This is a genomic window from Sessilibacter corallicola, assembly GCF_021290925.1.
In the GTDB taxonomy this organism is placed as follows: domain Bacteria; phylum Pseudomonadota; class Gammaproteobacteria; order Pseudomonadales; family Cellvibrionaceae; genus Sessilibacter; species Sessilibacter corallicola.
This window is the reverse complement of record NZ_JAJSLX010000002.1, coordinates 1,082,141-1,104,181: the sequence shown is the minus strand read 5'-3', so window position 1 is coordinate 1,104,181 and position 22,041 is coordinate 1,082,141. Positions and strand designations below refer to the sequence as shown.

Annotated in this window: 16 protein-coding genes; 8 read left to right on the top strand and 8 right to left on the bottom strand. The window is 40.1% G+C overall.

Translation table 11 applies throughout. The annotated features are described in order from the left end of the window. Nucleotides 1-60 precede the first annotated feature (60 nt). Nucleotides 61-633, bottom strand: a complete 573-nt coding sequence (locus tag LU361_RS11990; protein ID WP_233089078.1) for a carboxymuconolactone decarboxylase family protein — start codon at nucleotides 631-633, stop codon at nucleotides 61-63. A 215-nt stretch (nucleotides 634-848) separates the two neighbouring features. Then, on the bottom strand, nucleotides 849-1,064 hold the full coding sequence (locus LU361_RS11985) for a tautomerase family protein (protein ID WP_233089077.1): 216 nt from the start codon (nucleotides 1,062-1,064) through the stop codon (nucleotides 849-851). A gap of 1,033 nt (nucleotides 1,065-2,097) precedes the next feature. Here LU361_RS11985 and LU361_RS11980 point away from each other — a divergent pair. The 6 genes from LU361_RS11980 (at nucleotide 2,098) to LU361_RS11955 (ending at nucleotide 13,721) form a co-directional block, all read left to right on the top strand. After that, nucleotides 2,098-6,195: a TOMM system kinase/cyclase fusion protein gene (locus LU361_RS11980; RefSeq protein WP_233089076.1), complete on the top strand. Its 4,098-nt coding sequence runs from the start codon at nucleotides 2,098-2,100 to the stop codon at nucleotides 6,193-6,195. 26 nt (nucleotides 6,196-6,221) lie between these two features. Beyond that, nucleotides 6,222-7,028, top strand: coding sequence for a BMA_0021/BMA_0022 family TOMM bacteriocin (locus LU361_RS11975; RefSeq protein WP_233089075.1), 807 nt, complete (start codon nucleotides 6,222-6,224; stop codon nucleotides 7,026-7,028). 54 nt (nucleotides 7,029-7,082) lie between these two features. Further along, nucleotides 7,083-8,228, top strand: a complete 1,146-nt coding sequence (locus LU361_RS11970; RefSeq protein WP_233089074.1) for an amidohydrolase family protein — start codon at nucleotides 7,083-7,085, stop codon at nucleotides 8,226-8,228. Between the two features lie 40 nt (nucleotides 8,229-8,268). Next, the gene (locus LU361_RS11965) at nucleotides 8,269-10,368 is read left to right on the top strand and encodes a YcaO-like family protein (RefSeq protein ID WP_233089073.1); all 2,100 of its coding nucleotides are present in this window, start codon (nucleotides 8,269-8,271) and stop codon (nucleotides 10,366-10,368) included. Between the two features lie 431 nt (nucleotides 10,369-10,799). Beyond that, on the top strand, nucleotides 10,800-11,642 hold the full coding sequence (locus LU361_RS11960) for a formate/nitrite transporter family protein (protein ID WP_233089072.1): 843 nt from the start codon (nucleotides 10,800-10,802) through the stop codon (nucleotides 11,640-11,642). A 348-nt stretch (nucleotides 11,643-11,990) separates the two neighbouring features. Further along, nucleotides 11,991-13,721 carry a bifunctional protein-serine/threonine kinase/phosphatase gene (locus tag LU361_RS11955; protein WP_233089071.1) on the top strand — a complete coding sequence of 577 codons (1,731 nt, stop codon included), beginning with the start codon at nucleotides 11,991-11,993 and terminating at the stop codon, nucleotides 13,719-13,721. A gap of 27 nt (nucleotides 13,722-13,748) precedes the next feature. Here the strand turns inward: LU361_RS11955 and treF are convergent, their stop codons facing one another. The 3 genes from treF to LU361_RS11940 form a co-directional block, all read right to left on the bottom strand. Next, nucleotides 13,749-15,293: an alpha,alpha-trehalase TreF gene (gene treF / locus LU361_RS11950; protein ID WP_233089070.1), complete on the bottom strand. Its 1,545-nt coding sequence runs from the start codon at nucleotides 15,291-15,293 to the stop codon at nucleotides 13,749-13,751. A 21-nt stretch (nucleotides 15,294-15,314) separates the two neighbouring features. Next, nucleotides 15,315-16,586 (bottom strand): MFS transporter, encoded by a 1,272-nt coding sequence (locus LU361_RS11945; RefSeq protein ID WP_233089069.1) that lies wholly within the window; start codon nucleotides 16,584-16,586, stop codon nucleotides 15,315-15,317. A gap of 154 nt (nucleotides 16,587-16,740) precedes the next feature. Next, nucleotides 16,741-19,029 (bottom strand): TonB-dependent receptor, encoded by a 2,289-nt coding sequence (locus tag LU361_RS11940; RefSeq protein ID WP_233089068.1) that lies wholly within the window; start codon nucleotides 19,027-19,029, stop codon nucleotides 16,741-16,743. A gap of 461 nt (nucleotides 19,030-19,490) precedes the next feature. On the opposite strand from LU361_RS11940, the gene LU361_RS11935 reads away from it, so the two are divergent. After that, a complete protein-coding gene (locus tag LU361_RS11935) occupies nucleotides 19,491-20,501 on the top strand; it encodes a LacI family DNA-binding transcriptional regulator (RefSeq protein WP_233089067.1) in 1,011 nt (336 codons plus the stop codon). Nucleotides 20,502-20,542: 41 nt separating this feature from the next. Next, nucleotides 20,543-20,719 carry a hypothetical protein gene (locus tag LU361_RS11930; RefSeq protein ID WP_233089066.1) on the top strand — a complete coding sequence of 59 codons (177 nt, stop codon included), beginning with the start codon at nucleotides 20,543-20,545 and terminating at the stop codon, nucleotides 20,717-20,719. A gap of 213 nt (nucleotides 20,720-20,932) precedes the next feature. Here LU361_RS11930 and LU361_RS11925 read toward each other — a convergent pair whose 3' ends face one another. The 3 genes from LU361_RS11925 to LU361_RS11915 are packed head-to-tail and all read right to left on the bottom strand — an operon-like array spanning nucleotide 20,933 to nucleotide 21,868. Further along, the gene (locus LU361_RS11925) at nucleotides 20,933-21,133 is read right to left on the bottom strand and encodes a hypothetical protein (protein ID WP_233089065.1); all 201 of its coding nucleotides are present in this window, start codon (nucleotides 21,131-21,133) and stop codon (nucleotides 20,933-20,935) included. 58 nt (nucleotides 21,134-21,191) lie between these two features. Further along, on the bottom strand, nucleotides 21,192-21,689 hold the full coding sequence (locus LU361_RS11920) for a hypothetical protein (protein WP_233089064.1): 498 nt from the start codon (nucleotides 21,687-21,689) through the stop codon (nucleotides 21,192-21,194). Between the two features lie 29 nt (nucleotides 21,690-21,718). Beyond that, nucleotides 21,719-21,868 (bottom strand): hypothetical protein, encoded by a 150-nt coding sequence (locus LU361_RS11915; RefSeq protein ID WP_233089063.1) that lies wholly within the window; start codon nucleotides 21,866-21,868, stop codon nucleotides 21,719-21,721. Nucleotides 21,869-22,041 lie beyond the last annotated feature (173 nt).

Below are 22,041 nucleotides of genomic sequence, written 5' to 3'. Positions count from 1 at the left end.
ACTCAGTAGACAAATATACTATTGCCACTGAGTTAAATGATAGAAAAACCAGAGAGTTAATTACTCAGATTTTTCTTCGATTAGAGGCTTGCTCCAACGATTGTGAGAAGCTTCTTTATCCAGCGGAGTACCAGCAATAGAGTTGGTGTAGTTACTGATCAACTTAACAGACAAAGCCAAAATAACTTCTAGCGCTTGCTGATCGTTGTAGCCTGCATCAAAAAACTCTTGCAGTTGCATTTGAGAAACTTTACCACGATTTGCAATCATACGACGAGTAAATTCACTCAACGCATTTTGCTTAGCGTTTGACAACTTACCACCGCCACGCAAAGCTTCGATATCGTCTTTGCTCAAACCGCTTTGCTCAGCCAAAATAGTGTGCCAAGGTACACAGTAGTTACATTCGTTTTCAAAGTTAGCCGTCATGTAAACGACTTGGCGCTCTTGCTCATCCAGTGAAGAGGTATTAAAACCATCCCACATGAAAGTATAACCAGCCAAAAGCTGTGGGCTTAAAGCCATGACTTTTTCAACATTTGGAATCAAGCCGAAGTTTTGTTCAGCTTTTTCTAACCATTCAACAGAATCTTTTGGTGCATTGTCTTTTTCAAACAACGGAAAGTGTGACATTTATCTCTCCTTTCTTAGCTTTTTATGAGCTCTTAACTGAGTAGGTGAAAGCAACCGAATTTATAATTGTATTGTTTCAGCTACTTAGATTTATCTGAATACCAGGTTTATCTGAATACCGGGTTTACTCTAAATACCAGGCTTATATCAAATAAAGTGTTATTGCTAATATTAGAAAACTCTGGGTTTACCGAGCTTTCTGCAATTATCAAAAATTACTCGGCCATTAATTTCTTAACATCTGCCAGGCTCAGTGCATTACCACCAACACCCCACTGGCCGTCTTTCACTTCTTCAATAACAACCCAAGTTACATCGCGTAATTTTTCGCTAGTAACTTCGGTAACACTGCTGGTAATTTTTTCGATTAAATCTTTAGACTGCTGAGCGTCTAGCTCATCTTCGAATACTTTAACGGTAATAAGTGGCATATTTTTCTCTCAAAAATGCAATTATGTCGATGAATGTACAAAAAGATAACCTCATTACAGTAACCAGTCAAACTATTTTTTAACAGTTATTTTAATAATTGTGATTGCGTCGGCCTACGAAATGGCTGAAATATATACTTCATAAGGATTTCACAAAACCGTTAAACTAGATCAAAAATCAATCACCACCACCTTCATGAATATGCCTCTAAATTTTGCAATACGTCGAAAAAACAAGCAGACACATAGAGACCTACATGAGAATCGCCTATAGATATTTAAGGGGGACTAACATCGATCCGAGATTATTGAGAGAAGGTATTTAATGATAATGATCAAGTGAGGGCAGCATTTGATAGCAAATGCCCCATATTGGGGAAGATATAACAAAACCTATTAGACGCTGAACCTGCTTCTTTCAACGCATACATCCCGATTCACTTTGATAAAATTTTTACTATTTTGATGGTCAATTTTTAATAAAAGAATCAGCTGTTTGCTTACAGTTATAGCAGCTGACTTTAATAATGCTATTACTAACACATCAAAGAAAACGGGTGGATAAAACTCAATCGAATAAGAATGGCGTAAAAATTATTGAGTAAAATTTACGTTAAATAAAAAGCAGCCTCTATTCTCTTAAAAAGATCAAAAAACAGAATCGTCATAGATAATAAAAACTAGTAAAAATAACAGTAGCCTAAGTAAATCAATAAAAAAGTCACATACATTTATTGTTATTTGCTTACACCAGAAGCTATGCCCTATAGAATCAACTCATCCTGAGACAATCGGTAATCTAGTGTAATTGTTTTACTGTTATAACAATCAGTACCATCATTTCCGATGAATATTCCTTTTCATCAAACGAGCAACAATTAAAGCAATAGATACGCTCTATATAAGTATGGTCAGTTTTTCGAATAAACAATTTGTTAACTATTTAGCCAAAAAAGTTTTGGGTCAATTAGCACACCGTAATTCAAACCCTAGGCAACATTAAATTGTTTATAAGCAGCGGTAAGTATCAACAATGACGAATCAACTTTCTTTTATAAAGGATAAAACACTACTTTCTGGAAGGTACGAAATTCTAGAAAAAATTGGAGAAGGTGGTTTTGGCGAAGTCTTTAAAGCTTTGCATACTGCCACTAATCAATACGTCGCCGTAAAATTTCTGACCATCAAGCCAACCAGTTCAATAGAACAAAAACAACGTTACATTGACCGATTCGAACGCGAAGCCGATTTCTGCGGCCAACTGAATCACCCCAATATTGTGAAATTACTCGATAAAGGCCAAACCGATGACCAACATCTATTTGCCATCTACGAATATATAGAGGGTGTTACGTTAAAAGATTATCTGCTTGAACACGGTTCGATGAGTACTGCGTTAACTGCAGAACTTATGATGCAAGTATTGGATGCGCTTTCTTATGCTCATTCGAAGGGCATCATCCATCGAGATATTAAACCCGCAAATATTATGCTCGTGGAGTTTGGCGCGCAAATACACGCAAAAGTATTGGATTTTGGAATTGGTGCAATCTCAAGTGATGCAAAGCATGACGATTATCAAAGTTTAACTCTCACGCAAGAGACACTCGGTACGCCGTCATACAGCTCCCCAGAACAATTGAGAGGAGAGCCTGTTAGTGATAAGAGCGATCTTTATGTATGGGCTTTGGTGTTTATTGAATGTTTGACGGGTCGACCTGCGGTTTCAGGCTCAAGTCTCGCGTCAATATTTCATAAGCAACTCGCCGCCAACAGTATTCCCCTACCAACCGCATTAATCAGTCACCCACTCGGCGAATTATTGAGAAAACTACTGATAAAAAACCGGTATGATCGCTATGGTAACGCCGTTCAAGTTTACAGTGATTTAAAAAATATTAATGTCAATACACTCGTTGGTGACATTCACCCTGCAAATTCAACCAATCAATATTCGCCGGATTCCATTACCCACCAAACGGACATCGATGAGACCCAATTAATATCTTTTCAATACACCAATTTAACAGAACGAAGACAAATTTGTGTATTGTGTTTTTCTCTGAATATCCATACAGATCAGTCGACAACAGATGTAGAAGTTCTGACAACCTTATTAGAAGATCAAAATAACTTGTGTTCTGACCTAGCTGCTCGTTATGGAGGTTATAGCTCTGGCAAGCTTGGAAACATATCAATGTTTTATTTTGGTTACCCCAGTAGTAGTGATAATGACAGCCGCCTTTGCGCACGTGCTGCTCTGGAAATACTGTGCGATATTCAAAATAAAAACAGACTTTTGACGCAAAAAAGAGGTTTACAGTTTTCTTTATCAGTGGGTATGCACACCGGTATTATGTCGCTATCGGATAATTCTATTCCAGTTGGCATGGTGGCCAATCTAGCATTAGAAATATGCAGTAAAGCTCCGAAAAATGAAATATTGTGCACATCAGAATTCGCAGAGCTCGTTGCAAAACAGGTCTTTATCGAGCAAAGCCAAGTAAGTTACGAACAATTTAACGGTGTCAAAAAAACGTGTAAAACCATAATTGGCGAACGTTCCACTGAAGCACTCGGTCTCGGTAAAGCAATCTATGATGCCACAGACTTTATTGGTCGCGATCAAGAAATATCCCATGTAATTGAAGCCATCAATAAAGACACTGGCAAAAACTTCTTTTTCAGTGGAGAAGCTGGCGTTGGGAAGTCAAGGTTACTTGCCGAGATAAAAAAACTCACCTTTCCAATCAAGCAACTGGTGTTTCAATTTTTACCCGAAAACAAACACAACGCCCTACAACCATTTATCGATTATATTACCCAAAGTCTCGATAAAACCTACAGTAGTAGTCACGATAAAATCGAATTCATTTCCGCTGTTGTAAAAGAGCTTTCACCAAAAGATTATTACTCGTCCATGCTATTAAGCTGTAGCTGGATGAATATTTCTGTAGATATTGAGCCTGACCAGCGCGAACCATTACCGCCAGACCAACAAAAGTCCATCTTGTTTAAGGTAGTAAGCACTATCTTAGTACGCTTATCAGATGATAACGACAAAGCTATTTATATCTGTGAAGACCTCCATTGGGCAGACCCAACCAGTTTAGAATTTTTGGCTTATCTCTCAATACAACAGAATAACAACGGAAACAAACAGTACTTACTGTGTTCATCTAGAAATCCGCTTTCGGAGCATTCCGAACTTTCTGACGATTATTTCTCAGAAATTAAAGTCAAACGATTTGACGAAGCAACCAATAAGGTATTCATAAATAACCGATTCAACAGTCAATCGGTATCTGAAAGCGTGGTCAATACACTGATCTCGAAATCCGAAGGGATACCGCTTTTCCTAGACGAACTGATATTGATGCTACAAAACAAGAAATTAGTTTCTGTCATCAATAATCAGATCAGTTTTAATAAGCAATTTAATGAAAATCTGCTGCCAGGAAGCTTACAAGAATCACTTCAGCAGAAACTAAGCAATTTAACGCAATCGTTAGAAACTGCACAGTTTGCCTCCGCTATAGGAAGAGAATTTAGCTATAGCTTGCTCACTTGCAGCATGAGTACCTCAGAAGAAAACATTCAAATTCAACTACAAGAACTTATTGAACAAGAAGTCATTTACCGTCAACGTATTTTAGGCAATGAAATCTATTTATTTAAACATGCTTTAATTCGAGATGTTGCTTATCAATCGACACCTAAAACGCTACTAACTGAAATACACGATAATATCGCAATTGCCATGCAAACTCACACTGGCTATCGGGATAACGTACAACGTATTGCTACCCACTATTCCCAAGCTGGTAAATTCGAAACCGCAGTAGAACTTGCCGATACTTATTTCTCTGCCCAAACAAACACATTTGCTAACGTGGAACTTGTCGAATTTGGTCACCAAGTACTTTCTTGGATTGATCATATTGAAGATCAGTTGGTTCAGTTGAAATATAATGTGTCAGTTCTTTCACTACTCTTGCCAGCAGAATTATCGATAAACGGTTACGGTTCTAAAGAACTCGATACATGGCTCAACAAAATCGCCGACATAGATGACAACTTAACAAACAAACTCTCCAGCGATGAAAAGAAATATCTAGAAACTCTTAATTATAAAAGAGAATGGAATAAATTCTTAGTCTATCACCACCATACGTTGAGAAAGGAAGCTCGATCCTATGGGGAAAAACTAGTAAAAAAGGCCATTGAAAGGAAAGATGTAATTACTGAACAACTGGTTTTATCTGGGTTGTCACAAGCTTATATGTTCGATGGCGACCTAGACTTGTCAATTGAAGGGTTTAATAAAACCCTTTCATTATACAAACCTGAACACCACAAAATTCTATCATTGGAATACGGATTTGATGTTAAACCCCATAGTTTAGCGCTGGCTTCTTTGTCTTATCTACATATAGGAAAAATAGAGTTAGCAATTCAAAGTGTTGAGAATGCAGTTGATTACTGTGAATCTAACCCTAAAATCACATCCCCCATATCGACAACAATAGCATATGTATTTTTAGCGCTATGCAATTACATGCTAGGCTTTGAAAATCGTGTCATAGAGGTTTGTAGAAACTACTACAACAATCACCACGATGTAGACAATCCTATTTTCTATGAGAAATTTATAGCGTGCTTGTACTTTTCAGCAACGAACGACCTATCAGTATCACACAAAGCTTTAGATGATCTGATGTATAACAGTCATGCATTTGCTACAGGTTGGTATTCTCACTTTTTAGCAAAGAAGTATTTATTAAATGGCAAGACCTCAGTCGCATTAAATCTAATCAAGGAATCAATTAAAGTCGTAGAAAAAGCAAACGAGAAATCTTGCTTACCTATTTCAATGAACTGCTTAGCGTTATGTGAATATAAAAAACAAAGTAAATTCACTAAAGATATCGAATTAATTCTATCAAATTCACTATCAATGGCCACCAAACAAAAAGCATCACTAATTGAATATGAAACATTAAAATATTTTAAACACATGCAACCATCTTACATTGAAAACAACAACCTCTGCGGACGCTTAGAAAAATTAAACAAAAAATTTGAAAAATACGAATCACTGAACAATTCAATCAATAAATTTTTCAACTAAAAACAACACCACATCAAGGAAAAACAATGCACACACCGAGAATGAACACAAAGAACTCAATGATGCAATTGAGGCTTGCTTATCTATTTTGTTTAACAAAATCCTGGGAAAATTCCGATGAAGGACGCATGTTTAGGGACCACCTCACTAGCGGAAAGGACCTGTTTCCTTTTTTTCAAAGTAAGGTCCCTGGATTTTCGGTTAACTGGACTCATCTTGAATTTTCGGTAACCAGAAGTGAACAATCGAATAATCATGTCCTGTGGAACCCTGAGTTGGTACAAGGCTGGGTTGGTCCTATGGACCATATGGAGTTAACACTACCAGCAAAGCCTAATATAGAACCAAATCAACTTGCCCACGCATTGGCTCAATATTATTTACTATTCCCTACTCCATTTGGGCCAACACAAGAAATAGAAGAAGATGATTCCGACGTTATGATGGAAGCACTGCCCACCGATTTAGGTGAATCGCCAGAATCGATTCTGGATTTTGGAGGTGTTATTCTTAGAGCTGTCAGTGTCGGTTGGAGTCATCCAGAATTTTTCGAAGAACTAATAAAAGCGTCTAATGAAACAGGAAATGCTACACCAATATTAACTAAATACCTAGGCTGGCAAAACCCATTTAACTTTCAACTGCGATTTAAAATATCGTCTGACTTTACTTATACACCTACTGATTCTCCGAATAAATTGGGTTGGAAAAACATTCCAACAACTAAAATTGGTGTTTGGTACCCAGAACCACCAACAGAAGCAGAAATTCAACCAATTGCTCTTACAGCGTATAACGAAGATGGCCCAGGGTATCCAATGAGTTGTAGCTAGTTGTAGGACTTATATCAATATAACTATCGAAGAAACAACAGGTTTAAAATTAACATGTTTAACGAAGCACAAAAAATACACGATTGCGACCGCCACTTAATCGAACCCAATAAAGTATGGTCTGAATACGTGGCAACTAAGTACTACAAACGCTCTCCCGTGGAGCTTCGTTTAGCATTGCAGAAGGGGATAACCCCTTCTGCTGGCTCAAAGACGAATACCAGTGAGTATTTTATCGCTGGCAAACCTGTATTGGATAATTGGACGGACACGTTATTATCAGGTACTAGAGATCAAAGTGATGAACTTGCTGATAACTTACACCAAACCATTTCAGGTTCCTCGCAACTTACATCAATGGATAAATCTGGAATTTATAGCGCCAGTATTTTCCCAACGTTTACTGGATACATTGTCAATCACAACGCTGTCGATTCTGAAACATCTATAGCCTACGCACAGGGTTATAATAATTGGCTAGAAGACTACTGTGACGCCGATAAAAATCGATTAATACCGGTGGGAGTAATTAGCCGTCACGATCCTTCTACTATGGTAAATCAATTGGAAACCATTCTGGAAAAAGGCTGGAAAAATATCACGCTTCGACCGGAACCTATTCAAGGGTTGACGCTAGGCGATCCGAGTTATGAGCATTTTTGGCAGTGTTGTGCCGAACATAATGTCAGTGTTTCGCTTCATGGCGGAACGCATCTAGCCCAACCCGATGTCGCCGGCAAACAACGATTTAATACACGCTTTGCCATGCATGCGTGTTCACATCCAATGGAAATTCAAATGGCCTTTTTGTCATTATTGGATTCCGGTGTGCTCGAAAAAAATCCAACACTAAAAATCGCTTTTTTAGAAGCCGGCGCTTCGTGGTTGCCATCGTGGTTATGGCGCTTGGATAATATTTGTTACCCTGAGTTTCCAAGCTTAATTAAAAATCATATCACTATGTTACCGTCAGAATATTTCAAACGTAATTGTTGGATAACGATAGAAATTGGTGAACCTTGCTTAGATGAAGTAATTAAAATAATTGGTGTAGAAAAACTACTTTATGGTTCGGATTTTCCACATATGGATCACATACAATTCGATCTTAATGGAAATTTAACGGAAAAATTTCAATTAAAAGAAGAAGAAATCAGCATCATACTCAATCAAAACGCTACAAATTTCTTTACTATTTAAAAACCAGTAGATCATAACAAACAATCAAGCTTCGAATACTATGCATATACCTCTACAGTTTCATCCTCGTTTTATAACATTCTCTATCCCTGGAAAAGGCGTATACGCTATTTCAGAGCTTGATTGCTTTTTTCTGACAGAAAAATCATACCCTTTTATTCAATCATTGTTTGATAAACACAAATCTAACAGCCAAGCCCTCAATTTTTCCGCATACAACTCACAGGTGTATGGATTAATTAAAAATAATATTCTCTGCCACACCACAGATGAGCATAAATACGTCACTCCGACGTCAATAAAGATGGCACGCCATACGTTCGAGCACTGGGATTTAGTCAATTATTCATGTGCACACGAATACTGGAAAAATCTATGGATTGAAATTGTCCACGGCATCTATAAAAAACACAAAGATACGCCAAAGCTAACCGTTATTTTCACTGACGATTTTCTAACTCCGAGCATTTCAGATCAATTTTCTAATGACAATCTAAATTGTGTTATTAAAATTACCGGGGAAAACTATTGGATAAGCCCGCTGTTTTTTGGTTCGAAAAGAGAAAACTTCAACAAGCTATGTCAACGAGTAGAAAACAATCAATCTGTAAAAAAATTCTTTCAACGTCAAGGTGTAAATGAAAGCTATCAATACTTTCCGTTTGAACAAAAATCAAAACTAGGACAGAAACAGGAGCAATTAATCGCACACTGTTTGGCTTCAATGATAGATGATTCCAGATCGACACTCGCTGTCATTAACAGTCAAAAGAATACGATTGACCACCATCCGGGTTTGCTTCCTCTCACTGATAAAAATAATGGCAACACCGTTGAAGTACAACTGAACGATTCTAGTAGCCAGTTTTCAGAAGACGGTGGATCGCGTATTGTTCATCCGTCCGATACGGTAGAGCGTATATCATCGTATGTGAGCCCAATCAGTGGTTTAATTACTTATTTTACGACCATCGGAGCCGAAACTAATCCTTTAATTACCATCTATAAAACTGCATTTAGCACGACTCCGTACCCAGAGACAGATGAGTACTCTATTGAGGATAGTTATCTGCAAATCTGTTTAGGAAAAGGAATCACCAAAGAACAAAGCCAGGCCAGCGCTTTGTCAGAAGCATTAGAAAGGCAAGCAGCTTTATTTGATGATCAGGATATCAAAGAATTTACCTTAGCTTCGCCTCAAGAAATTGAAGGACGGTATTATCTTTTTAATCAATTACACCATTTAAGCGATTATCAATACGATCACTATCGAGCAGAATACGAAAACTCCAGTGCAGATTTACGCACGTTGCGTTATGACAATACGCCTATCTATTGGAAAAAGATTTGGTCATTAACTCACAGTAACGAAGTGCAAATTCCAGCAGTGAAGTGTTACAAGTACACACCGTTATTGGATTCAAAATTCGGCCGTTGGAACTCGAATGGCTGTGCTTCTGGCAATAGCGTTGAAGAAGCTGTTTTACAAGGGTTGTTTGAATTAATTGAGCGCGATGCTTCGGCAATCTGGTGGTACAACCAAATTTCTAGAGCCTCCTACAATTTAGACCAAATACCCGGTAAGCACAGAGAAATATTCGAACAAACATTTTCGGATAAATACGAATATTGGGTGCTAGACATCACAAGTGATCTAGGTATTCCGGTTATGGTAGCCGTATGCAAAGATAAGAAGACTCAACAAATGTGCTTTGGTTTTGGTTGTCATCTACAACCGCTATTGGCAGCTCAGCGAGCACTGACGGAACTTTGCCAAATATTGGCGATTAAACATAAAAACAGTGCTGTATTTGATTTTAATAATTTTTATGAAAGTGAATTTTTATGCCCCAACGCATCTGCTGCTCCAGCCGAATACAAAATTCAACCAACCGGTAATTTCAAAACAGACATTAATTCCATAGTACAAGCGCTTTCGGAATGTAATATTGAAACACTCGTACTTAACTATAATAGGAAGGAATCACCATTGTGCTGTGTGAAGGTGTTCACACCTGGACTTTGCCATATCTGGCCGGAATTCGGAAACGAGCGACTGTATACGGTTCCTTTAAAAATGGGTTGGCTTGAAGAATGTAATACTGAGAATTCTCTCAACCCCACCCCTCTGTTGATATAAAGCTATCGGATATAAAGCCAGCCCCCAATAAAACCATTGGTACCGTAATTGGTACCAATGAATTGTCCCGAGAATTCTATCTTTGCCATTTGCGCCGTTGAGTCAGTAAAAATTGATTATTAACCGCGACTCTTAACAGTTCGCCCCAAAATAAGCCACTTAGCATTACCTGCCACAAAAACTCCCCATTTCAATCACTATTCAGCTGTATTGGATAATCGATTCAGGTGCACAAATAAATTTCAACCTCTAAATTGGTGCAATCCACTCCAATATTGATCTAAATATACCGATTAAATGGCTATTTGCTGTGTATATGCCTTTTGGCATTTTAATTGCGAGGTCTGTGTTGCCTCCAAATAAAACTAATGATTCTGAACCGCAGCAATATCAGTTGGCACCTTAACACTTATATTAGGAGTAATTTCACAATGGCTTATTTAGAACCAAGCGAGTTTGCCAAAAAAATGGTAGACGCAGGCGAGCAAAAAATATTTATGTCAACCAAAGACACGTTTATTCGTGCTTTTATGGCTGGAGCCATTCTTGGCCTTGCAGCATTTTTTGCTATCACAGTCATTACCAAAACCGGTAACCCAGTTCTCGGCGCGGTTTTATTCCCAGTCGGATTTATCATGTTGTATCTGATGAAGTTCGATTTGTTGACCGGTGTATTTACTCTAGTACCTCTCGCACTTATTGATAAAAGACCTGGTTGTGATATGTCTGGTCTGCTTCGCAACTGGGGTTTGGTATTTTTAGGAAACTTCGCAGGTGCACTCACGACCGCATTTTTTGCCTCGTTTATTTTAACCTACGGTTATCAAATTGACGGCGGCGCGGTAGCCGAAAAAGTGGCAACAATCGGTGAATCGCGGACATTAGGCTACAAAGAACACGGTGTTCTCGGTTGGTTTACTATCTTTATTCGCGGCATGTTGTGTAACTGGATGGTGTCGATGGGTGTTGTTGGTGCAATGATTTCCACCTCAGCAATCAGTAAAATTTTCGCGATGTGGATGCCAATCATGTTGTTCTTCTACATGGTTTTCGAACACTCTATCGTGAACATGTTCCTTTTCCCATTCTCTCTAATTATGGGTGGCGATTTTAACTTGGTGGATTACTTCCTATGGAATGAAATCCCAACCGCTTTGGGTAACCTAGTAGGTGGATTCTTATTGGTAGGATTACCAATTTATTTCACTCACGTTCGTGAAAGCAAAGCACGTACTGCAAAAGATAAAAAAGCAGATGCGGTAGCTGCACTGTAATCAATTTAGTACTTATTGATTTTTAGCTTATCCAAACCCAGGGTTCTTACAGAACTCTGGGTTTATTTATTTAGGAGCCTCTGATTAATCTCAAAATTACTCAGCGTGATCTCAAGCGTGCAGTTGCAAGGCGCCGTTTGCAATTAATGGCCCTTTCTATAACAGACAGTGTGGCCTTAATAAAAACGGCAACGCCGCAAATGTGCGCTTGAGCTCTCGCCCCCAGGGGCTTGCAGGTTTTTCCTGTTGTACTTTGTAGATTTAACCCGTTAGAACTTTATGATCAGGAATTATTAAGGAAAAACTCAACGGCCTGAGTGATCTTGAGATTAATCAGAGGCTCCCATAATGATGAATAACACACTAAAAATACGTACGGGCCAATTCAGTGATAAGGGCCGCAAAGCCGTTAACCAAGATTATCACGGTGTCTGTATTCCAGAAGACGCTGCACTCAATACCAAGGGCGTTGCCATTGCTTTGGCAGACGGCATCAGTAGCAGTAACGTCAGTCAAGAAGCCAGTCGCACCGCGGTTACCAGCTTTTTTGATGATTACTACAGCACGTCGGAATCTTGGAGTGTAAAAAAATCCGTACAGTGTGTGTTAAATGCGATTAATTCCTGGCTGTATTCCCAAACTCGGCGCAGCAGCTACCGTTATAATTTAGACAAAGGCTATGTTTGTACCTTCAGTGGAATGGTGATCAAGTCGTCGACTGCACACGTATTCCATGTGGGTGATTCACGGATTTATCAACTGCACGGTAATTCTTTAGAAACACTAACCAAAGAACACCGCATTTATGTATCGAGTAGCCAACATTATCTTCAGCGAGCAATGGGCATGGGGGAATTTGTCGATTTTGATTACTCCCAAATTGCTATTGAAGCTGGCAGTACATTTTTTCTGACAACCGATGGAATTTACGAGTTTTTAACCGATGAAGAAATGACGTCTATTTTTCATCAACACAGTGATGATCTGGATTTAGCCGCAAAGAAGATTGTTCAACTCGCCCACGACAAAGGCAGTAACGACAATTTAACCTTTCAAATTCTCTGCGTTGATGATCTGCCCAGTTTGGACGCATCCGAAATTTCGCAATCCGTGCACCAGTTGTCATTCCCGCCGGTATTGGAAGCGCGACAACAGTTTGATGGCTTCTCTATTATTCGCCCGCTCTATCACAGCGCACGCAGCCACGTTTATTTGGTGGTTGATAACACAACTAAACAACAAATGGTGTTGAAAGCGCCTGCGCAAGAATACCAAAACAACGAACAATTTTTAGAGCGTTTTTTAATTGAAGAATGGATTGCTCAACGCATCAACAGTGCACATGTGTTAAAACCGTGCAGGCTCACTCGTCCTAAAACGTACATTTACGTTGCTACGGAATACATTGAGGGGCAAACATTAACTCAATGGATGATTGATAATCCCAAACCCAGCCTTGAACAGGTACGAGAAATCATCGAGCAAATCGCGAAAGGTTTGTTAGCGTTTCACCGTTTAGAAATGCTGCACCAAGATTTACGCCCAGAAAATATCATGATTGATAATACCGGAACCGTAAAAATTATCGATTTTGGTTCAACTTGGGTTGCCGGACTGGAGGAAATTTCTTCGACGATGAGTCGCAACGAAATTCTAGGTACGGCTCAATACACGGCACCGGAATACTTTATTGGCGAATATGGGACGTCGTTGTCAGATCAGTTTTCGCTTGCTGTGATCGCCTATCAAATGTTATCTGGACGACTGCCTTACGGTACTGAAATCGCCAAAACCCGCAGTCGTTCCGCACAAAAACGGTTAAAGTATCGAAGTGTGTTGGATGAAAATAGAGAAACGCCAGCGTGGGTAGATTTTACGTTACGCAAAGCGCTAAATACCGACCCAGGCAAACGTTATGAGGTAACCAGTGAATTCTTAACCGATTTACGTTATCCCAATAAGGCCTTCGTCAACCAAACGAAGGCACCATTAATTGAGCGAAATCCGGTTTTATTTTGGCAAGGGCTGTCTGCTCTTTTAACGGTCATTATTATTTACTTACTGTACTCTCAACAGTAAGTAAATGCTAAATAATGATTCTTTGGATTAATTGTAATCGCCAACATCCAGTTCATTCATAAATTTCAGTAGAACCCCGTTGGTCCAACCAAAACCTTCCTGAACGGAATATTCTCCCCCAGAACCTGAACAACCAACGGATTCTACGTTGTACTTCTCCCAAAATTTTCCTGTCGTGTGATAGGTATCGACATTATTTTTCACCCATCGTAATGCACCTTCAACGGCATCGTCATTAAATCCATAATTACGTAAACCTTGATACGTAAACCATTGCATGGGCGCCCAACCATTGGGGGAATCCCACTGTTGCCCAGTGACCTGTTCTGTCGTCACCCAGCCGCCGAGTTTTAACAGTTTTTCTCGGATAGTTTTTGCAACCGCCTCGGCTTGATTATCGGTAGCGACCTTAAAAAATAACGGCACTGAGGTTGCAATTGACAATACCGGAGACTGCGAAAAATCATTGAGGGTTAAGTCCACAAAGCTCTCTTGCTCTTCACTGAAAAATAGCTCTTGAATAAGTGTTTTGCGGCGTTTGGCTTGCTGACTTATGCGATCAGCGGCTGAATGGTTATCCTCCAATGTGTACGATTTAGCCAATACAGATTCCAGCTTAAACATAACAACATTAAGATCGATGGGAATAATCTGGGTTGTATTGATGGAATGTAACGAGGTGTAGTCACTCAACCAGCGAGAAGAAAAATCCCAGCCCGATTCGCACGCTGCTCGTAAGTTTCTGAACAGATCCGACGCTTGGCAATCACACTCGTTGGCTAAGCGAATGTCTTCCAAATAGCTTTCGTCGCGAGGCGCACAGGATTCATCCCAATACCGATTTAGGAAAGTATCTTGGTACTTAATAACCCGTTTTTCTGAGTCTCCGTGATTCAACAAAGACTCCGCCCCTGCCATCCAAAATGCGTATTCTTTTTCTAATTGCGGTAGATATCGAGTGTAGATCGCCTCGTCTTGTTGCTGCTCGGCGAACAGTTCAACCATCAAGGCAAACAAAGGTAATTGCGAGCGCGTGGCGTAGTAAGAGCGGTTACCATTGGGAATATGCCCAACGTGATCAATCAAATAAGCAAAGTTTTCGATCATACTTTCAACCATCGACAATTTGCCCGATTCAATTAATCCGAGCATGGTGAAGTATGAATCCCAATAGTAGATTTCTTTAAAACGGCCTCCGGGCACTATAAACGGTTTTGGTAGACTGATTAGGGAAGACTGCGCATCGATTTTTTTATCGCTACAGGTTTTATCATCACGTGTGTTATTGCCGCGAGACAACTGTTGCCACAGATTTTCAATTTCGCTTCTTACAGATTCTAATGAGTTATTCGAAGGTGATTCGACCTCGTGATAGTGAGGCAACTGAAAATTGTCGGTAACAAAATGCAATAAATCAAAATCAGGTTCGGCAGATTGAACCTGGTAATCCTGATTAATTTTTTCACAATCGTATTTGGGAATTGCATCAACAAACGTTTTTGAATCTGAAAATATTTCAGATAATTGCACGTCTTTAAATAAATCAGCGTAAATCGTACTCGGTTTATACACAGTTTTTACTCAATTAATACATTAATGCGTAGAGCCGACAGCACCGGCACTATTCATAGTGTTCGAGGAATGTGATGTTTTTTTCTTCAAGCAATACAAAGAAAACAACAACAAAGAAATCGGTAACAGGGAGAAATAAAATGCAGTTTTACCGCCAAAAAATTCAAACAGCGTTCCAGTAACTATCGATCCTGTAGTGCCACCTAAAGCCGAAAATACAACAATCAAACCCGTCATAGGCGCGTGCTGACGAACCGGCAGGCTGGAGAGAATCACGGAATTGATGGCTGGATAAACTGGCGCTAAACAAAAACCAACCAACGGAAAAATAAACGCGGCAAGCGGTGCATCTGACCAACCGGTAATCACGGTATTGGACGATTGCCCAGCCAATGGCAAAACAATCAACACAAGCACGGCTGCCAGTACCAGCGCAATAGTGAGCGTTTTAAACCAGTCTACCCACTGGAAAACTAACGCAGCAACGAATCGGCCCAAGGCAGTCGACGCCGCCAAGATACTGGCCATTTGAATGCTTAACGATGTCGGAAGATTGAGAATGGTATTATTAAACGTCGGCAACCACGACATAATGCTTTGTTCAATTAATACATAAATAAATGCACAAACAATAAAGATCAGTACCAACGGCTTGATACTTAATTGAATCATTTCGCTAAAGTCTTCAACCAGCGAGGGATTGTCACCTTCGCTGTGAATTTGCGATTCATCCAAACGCGTAAACAACATCAACAAGAATGCGAAGAATGTTAAACCTGCAATTAAGTAATAAACATCTAACCAGGCCATAGAGCCAGGGTTTGCGTCGTCCACAAACTGACTAAAAACAAAAAACCCAGACAACACACCAACCATAAAAAATGATTCTAAAAAGTTCATCCAACTGACGTGATCTTTGGAATCAGACGTGACTAAACCAAGCGACGCAAACACAGAGACCTTGATTAATGCGAAGCTAATACCGATAGCAGCGAACATTAATTTGGTCATCCAAAATACAGGAATTTGCGGCATTAACAGAGAAACCACGGTTACGATTGCCAGTGCCAACAACATGCATTTTTTATAGCCAATGCGCACCACAAAAGAAGCCACTAAAAATGACGTAATTGCGATGCTTAAGTCTTTGAATGCCTCTAAGACGCTCGCCGCCGACTCGGTTACTCCGTAGGTGTTTTGTACCTGCAAAATAACAGTGCCGACACTGTTGAGCAAAATACCAAAGACAAAATAGTTGATGAACAAAGATAACTTGATCGTCTGGTTATTCATTCTCGTTTCTCTTTAAACTTAGCGGGTTGTTAGGATCGTACTTTTTACGACACTCTTTTTACAACACAGTAACGGTAATATTGGAAAGAAAAAAACTCGCAACCAACTGGGGTTACGAGTCAATCACAACCAACCTCTCGATATTTACTAGTGATTAAAAAGTGTAACCTACGCTAAATTTTGCAGAGCGCGGTAAAATGGTTCTACCGTTTTCAGCGACGCCCACAACACGCGGATCACCTTCGGTTAAGGCATCTTCATCGGTTATGTTATCGATCGCCAACTGAAAGTTGAGATTTTCAGATACTTCTAGAATCACACCCAGATCAAACTTTTCGTAGCTGTCCAAAACCTGCTGGTTTTCTGGGTCAGAAAAACGATCGTCAATAACGGTCGCTGATCCATAAACCGTTGCAATTACATCTTCGCTGATGTCGAACTCGTAGCTCGGTGTTACGCGCAATTGCCAACCCGGTTGTCTGGGTGCTTCATTACCTTCGTTTGCTGCGGTGGTAGATTCCGTAATTTCCGTCTCTTGGATTGTTGCGTTCAATGTGAGTGAGAAACCGTAATCGGTCACGTAATCGGCGTCTAATTCAAGACCGTAGGCTTCGTTCTTGGTGACTTGAACTGGAGCACCCGGTTGCGTCACGCTTTGCGCACCATCAACGGTATTAAAAAATGTAGTTGCATAAAAACCGATATTATCGGTCGCCAATTTGTAACCCAACTCGTATTGATCGATGTCTTTAATTAAATCGCCACCGCTTTGGAAGACATCGAAATTATCGCGAAAATCATCGAAGAAAGGCATTTTGCTACCGGAATTCACCCGGAAAAATACCCCAGAATTTTCGTTCAGTGATAAATTAGCGCCCAATGTCCAAGACAATTCGGTTTCACTGTAATCGACAAAGTTATCAATGGTGCCGTCTAACCCCTGATCGGCAGTGTATTCAATTTCATGGGTTTCTCGACGTAAACCGATATCCAACGTGATGTTATCGGTGGCAAACCATTCACTGGCAACATAAAACGCGTCGGTTCGGCCATCGCCACTGCTGTTTAAATCAAAATTAAATCCGCAACCTAAATCGGCCAAAATTCCCGGTGTTGTACAATCGATATCGGTAATTTCACCGCCGGGGGCAACCTCAAGATAACGATCGTCGTTACCAATGGACCACCAATCGTCGGAAGAATAGGTTGAGGCGTAATAACCTACCGTGAAGCTGACGTTGTCCCAAGTTTTTGACAAGGTTAAATCATTGGTGAAGGCTTCAATTTCTTTTTGTACCACCCAAAAACCGACGCGTTGTACATAGGTGTCTGCGTCTAAGGTTCGTCCGGTACCAACGGTAGTTGCACTGGCTAAACCTAAATCACCAATTTGTCTTGCTTGACCGCTGGGCACCAGGCCGAGGGTATTGGCATCGCCACTGGTGTAACTGAAGCGATCAACAAAAGTCCAGCCGTCACTTAAATCAAATTCAACACTACCGCCAAAGACATTACCGTCCCAACCGCGGCCATCGCCAAAATTAAACGATTGCGATGTGTTGTCTGGGCCAAACTCGATTGTGGTTTGTCGATTTAAGGTACCTACGTAAGTAAATTCGCTGTCCACGCCCGGAACACCAATAGGCGCAGGTAAATACCAGGTTCCGTGATCGTCGGTATCGCGCAGCCAAAAATTAATTTCGCCGTCGTCCAATTCTTTGGTGATATTAACCGTAAATTGTCGGCCTTCTTCTGCGTTAAATCCTGCATCCCGAATACCCGGCGAGCTAGAAATGTAACCGCCAACCATATAATACAAACCGTCGGAAAGCGCGCCGCTCACGACGCCGTCAAAACGTTGTAGGTCGTAATCAGACGTTGTGTATTTAACCGAACCTTCGGTCTCTTCGCCCCCTTGCTTTAAAACAAAGTTGGTTGTTAAACCCGGTTGGCCATTCGATAACACGGGGTTTGGTCCACCGCGTAAACCTTCGACTCGTTCAATGGTATCGTCAATTCTAAATAACGTGGTATTTTCTAAAAAAGATAAGGTTGGCGGCGGAAAAATAGGTGCGCCATTGACTTGAACCGTCACAAATTCCGCATCGCCAGATGCCGGGAATCCGCGTACAAAAATATTGGCACCACTGACGCCACCGGAGCTTTCAACAACAACGCCCGGAATGGATTTTAATAAATCGGCTGTGCTTTTGGGTGAGAACTTGGTGATGTCATCAGCGCTGACCGTGCTAATGGCAAAGCTAGAATCAATTTTACTTTTTTCCAGTCCCCCAGGATTACCGGTTACTACCACTTCTTCAAGTATTGAAGAAGTCTCGGCTGCGGTCGCCCCGTGTGCTGCAATAACCCCTGCGATTACCATTGCCAAGGTAGCGGGTGGAAATTGAATGGTGTTGAAGAGTGCTGTTTTTTTTATTTTCATATCGTGCCTCGACCTAGTTTAACAATTGGCTCCACAAAAAATGCCATAGTTGCTGACTACGCGACGATCACATCCTTACTGCTTAAAAGGCTGCGACGGTTGCCGCACAGTGCTCTCTCATGTGATGTTGGGTAAGATACAACCTTATGAAATGCATTTCAACAATTCAATGAAATGCATTTCATTATTTTTTCAGATCTTATTGAATCACCGTTTCAGGCGTGATTTTGAATGATTGTAGTCAATTATGCAGGTATCACAGATAAAACGCGGTTCACAACGGCAATTTGAATTGCCCAAATTAGCAATGCCATTCATTGGCATTTGAAGTAATATTTAAGGAAAAGGTAATAAACCTTATACGGACGCCTACATACTGATAAAAACGGCGGCGTATTCATAACAAGATTGAATTAAGGTGGTCTATTTGTATCAGATACGTCAGTTGCAAGGATTAAGTTATGTCTGCTAAGCAACCTGTTACCATGGGCGATATCGCTCGACTAGCGAACGTCTCTAAACCAACCGTTTCAAGAGCCCTGAGCGACAGCCCGTTGGTAAACGAAGAAACCAAAGAACACGTTCGGGCAATCGCGCGCAAACACGGTTACGCCGTTAACCGCAACGCTCAAAAACTACGACATAAACGCACCAATACCATTGCGGTATCTCTCGATTATCAATCATTAAGACGCAATCACGTGGCCGACCCCTTTATTTTTGAACTCCTTGCCGGGGTTTCAGAAGTATTAGGCGAAGAAAACCAAGATTTATTGCTGTGCGCGCCTAGCCACAACAACATAGAAACCTTTCAACACATGCTTGCCTCTCGCGGCGCCGATGGTTTTATTTTTTTAGGTCAAGGCCATCGTGAAGATATGCTAGAAGCGCTGGCAAAATACGGCGCCCCCATGATTGTATGGGGAGCCAGTTCTGAAGATACGCCCTATTGTGTTGTTGGCAGCGATAATTTTTTAGGTGGTGTTTTAGCTGGGCAATATTTATTGCAACACCAACGTAAAAACTTTTTATTTGTTGGCGATACAACATTTAAAGAAATTTATGGTCGCCGCAACGGTTTACAAAAAGCCATTGACGAAAGTAACCAAACCGTAGAAGTCAAAGATTTAGCGCTCAATAATTTTTCGTATGAATCTGTCTTCGAACAGGCGAATATTTTTTTAGATAATAATAAAACCTATCCAGACGCAATTTTTGCCTTTAACGATAACGCTGCCATGGCATTTATTCATGCGCTTCGATTACGTGGCGTTTCTATTCCAGAAGACGTATCGATTGTTGGCTATAACGACATAGCGCCAACACGCTACTTTAATCCACCCATTTCTACCGTTCGCCAAGATCCATATCAAGCAGGAAAGCTGTTAGTAAAAAAATTGATGGAAAAACTCGACGGTAACACACCAGAATCTGAAGTGATAAAAACCGAGCTGATTGTGCGTGAGACTTGAGGAAGTTGGGCTTTAAAAGCGATTATTTACAAGGACGTAAAATGCCTATCGTAAAAGCAGCGATGTTTGCTTCTTTCCTTCTTATTACTTTAATTATAGTGCTGCATTTCGGGTTAAATTGGGTAGCATTCGATATTGTTGTTCTATTGATTATGGGCGTGATATTTATCGTCGGCTCTATTTGGGGATACAAACAAATGTATTCAGAGAATGATTAATTGCTTATTTTCTAACGAAAGCTAACTGTCACAGATGTTTTCTATTTCTGGACTTTTAACGCACGCATTTTCGCTTTTAAAGCCGCGTTAATCGCTTTGGCTTGAGACGTATTAGGATTAGCTTCTTGAGATAAAACGGTATATTGTTGTTTCTCACATTTACATGTGTATCAGAGTGTTTTTTACTCATACATTATTATCTCCGTCCATTACTTATTCATCACCGGAATCGGGTATGACCATATTACCATTTTTGTCCGATCGGCCTGACGCTAACTGATCTGGCTCTTCGAGGTGGCGCTTAGTTTTCATATCCGCCATAGCTCTTTTAGCTGTGGCCAATGCTTTTTGAGAATCAGATTTTTGACTATTTGCCTTTTTTTGTTTTTCTGACAGCTGCTTTACATTGCTCACTATGACAATCTCCGGATGCATAATCTTTAGGTGGTTTGCTCCTATATCTATGCAAAAACTACCCCGCACAAAAATTCGAAACTTCCTGCTTTGGAATATTTATCTCATCAATATTTATTTTTCCGTCAGGATGCTGAAATGACATTGAGGTTAATTTAATTCGAACCCAATCTGTATAAGAAAAAGAACCGCTTGTGATACGAACCAGCCCTTCCCCTTCAGATGCTTTTGTAACAATACTCTTATCGGCTTCACATTGAATATCATTGCCTTTGTATAGAGAAATTTCACACTCTTTATCCTGATAGTGTATTAAATCAATGAGTTTAACAAACTCACCTGGATTGAATTCACCATTCGTTTTCGGCAAATCTATAATTAACAACCATCGACTATCTTCGGACGAGGCGTAAAAGCTATGGCAGGCAGACCAAAATTCTGAGAATTCTCCTAAGCTTTTGTCATTGTGATTAACGTAAAAATCACTATTACTTTGGTTTATAGAGCAACCAAGCGATAAAATTGAAAGTGTTAAAACCAAGAAATATCGAATCATAAGAGTTATTAATCTGCCATTTAAACTTTTTATTTCATGTATTTATCGAACCATTCGATCATCATTTCTGGATGTTTACCAAAATAGTTATAGCCATCGAAGCGCTTATTGGTGCCTTCAATCCAGAATAGTTTTTTATCTTCTTCATTCAGAGGGAGATTATCAAATGTTGTTTGCACATCAAGTGGTTGTTTGCCTCCCCCAGGTGGGTTGAGTTGTTACATTAGTGGTGATGGAGTTAGTGACTAGTTGTTTGGATAAGGTGCTTTGTTACTGGCTTAATGTTGATGAATTAGCGATCAGAAAGAAGGGTTATAAGGCTTTAAATGATTATTTATTGGCCTTTTTATAT

Coding starts and splice junctions, on each gene's coding strand:
- LU361_RS11945 (WP_233089069.1), bottom strand. CDS start 16,586: ATGAATAACCAGACGATCAAGTTATCTTTGTTCATCAACTATTTTGTC.
- LU361_RS11965 (WP_233089073.1), top strand. CDS start 8,269: ATGCATATACCTCTACAGTTTCATCCTCGTTTTATAACATTCTCTATC.
- LU361_RS11975 (WP_233089075.1), top strand. CDS start 6,222: ATGCACACACCGAGAATGAACACAAAGAACTCAATGATGCAATTGAGG.
- LU361_RS11980 (WP_233089076.1), top strand. CDS start 2,098: ATGACGAATCAACTTTCTTTTATAAAGGATAAAACACTACTTTCTGGA.
- LU361_RS11970 (WP_233089074.1), top strand. CDS start 7,083: ATGTTTAACGAAGCACAAAAAATACACGATTGCGACCGCCACTTAATC.
- LU361_RS11930 (WP_233089066.1), top strand. CDS start 20,543: ATGCCTATCGTAAAAGCAGCGATGTTTGCTTCTTTCCTTCTTATTACT.
- LU361_RS11940 (WP_233089068.1), bottom strand. CDS start 19,029: ATGAAAATAAAAAAAACAGCACTCTTCAACACCATTCAATTTCCACCC.
- LU361_RS11985 (WP_233089077.1), bottom strand. CDS start 1,064: ATGCCACTTATTACCGTTAAAGTATTCGAAGATGAGCTAGACGCTCAG.
- LU361_RS11935 (WP_233089067.1), top strand. CDS start 19,491: ATGTCTGCTAAGCAACCTGTTACCATGGGCGATATCGCTCGACTAGCG.
- LU361_RS11990 (WP_233089078.1), bottom strand. CDS start 633: ATGTCACACTTTCCGTTGTTTGAAAAAGACAATGCACCAAAAGATTCT.
- LU361_RS11920 (WP_233089064.1), bottom strand. CDS start 21,689: ATGATTCGATATTTCTTGGTTTTAACACTTTCAATTTTATCGCTTGGT.
- LU361_RS11955 (WP_233089071.1), top strand. CDS start 11,991: ATGATGAATAACACACTAAAAATACGTACGGGCCAATTCAGTGATAAG.
- LU361_RS11960 (WP_233089072.1), top strand. CDS start 10,800: ATGGCTTATTTAGAACCAAGCGAGTTTGCCAAAAAAATGGTAGACGCA.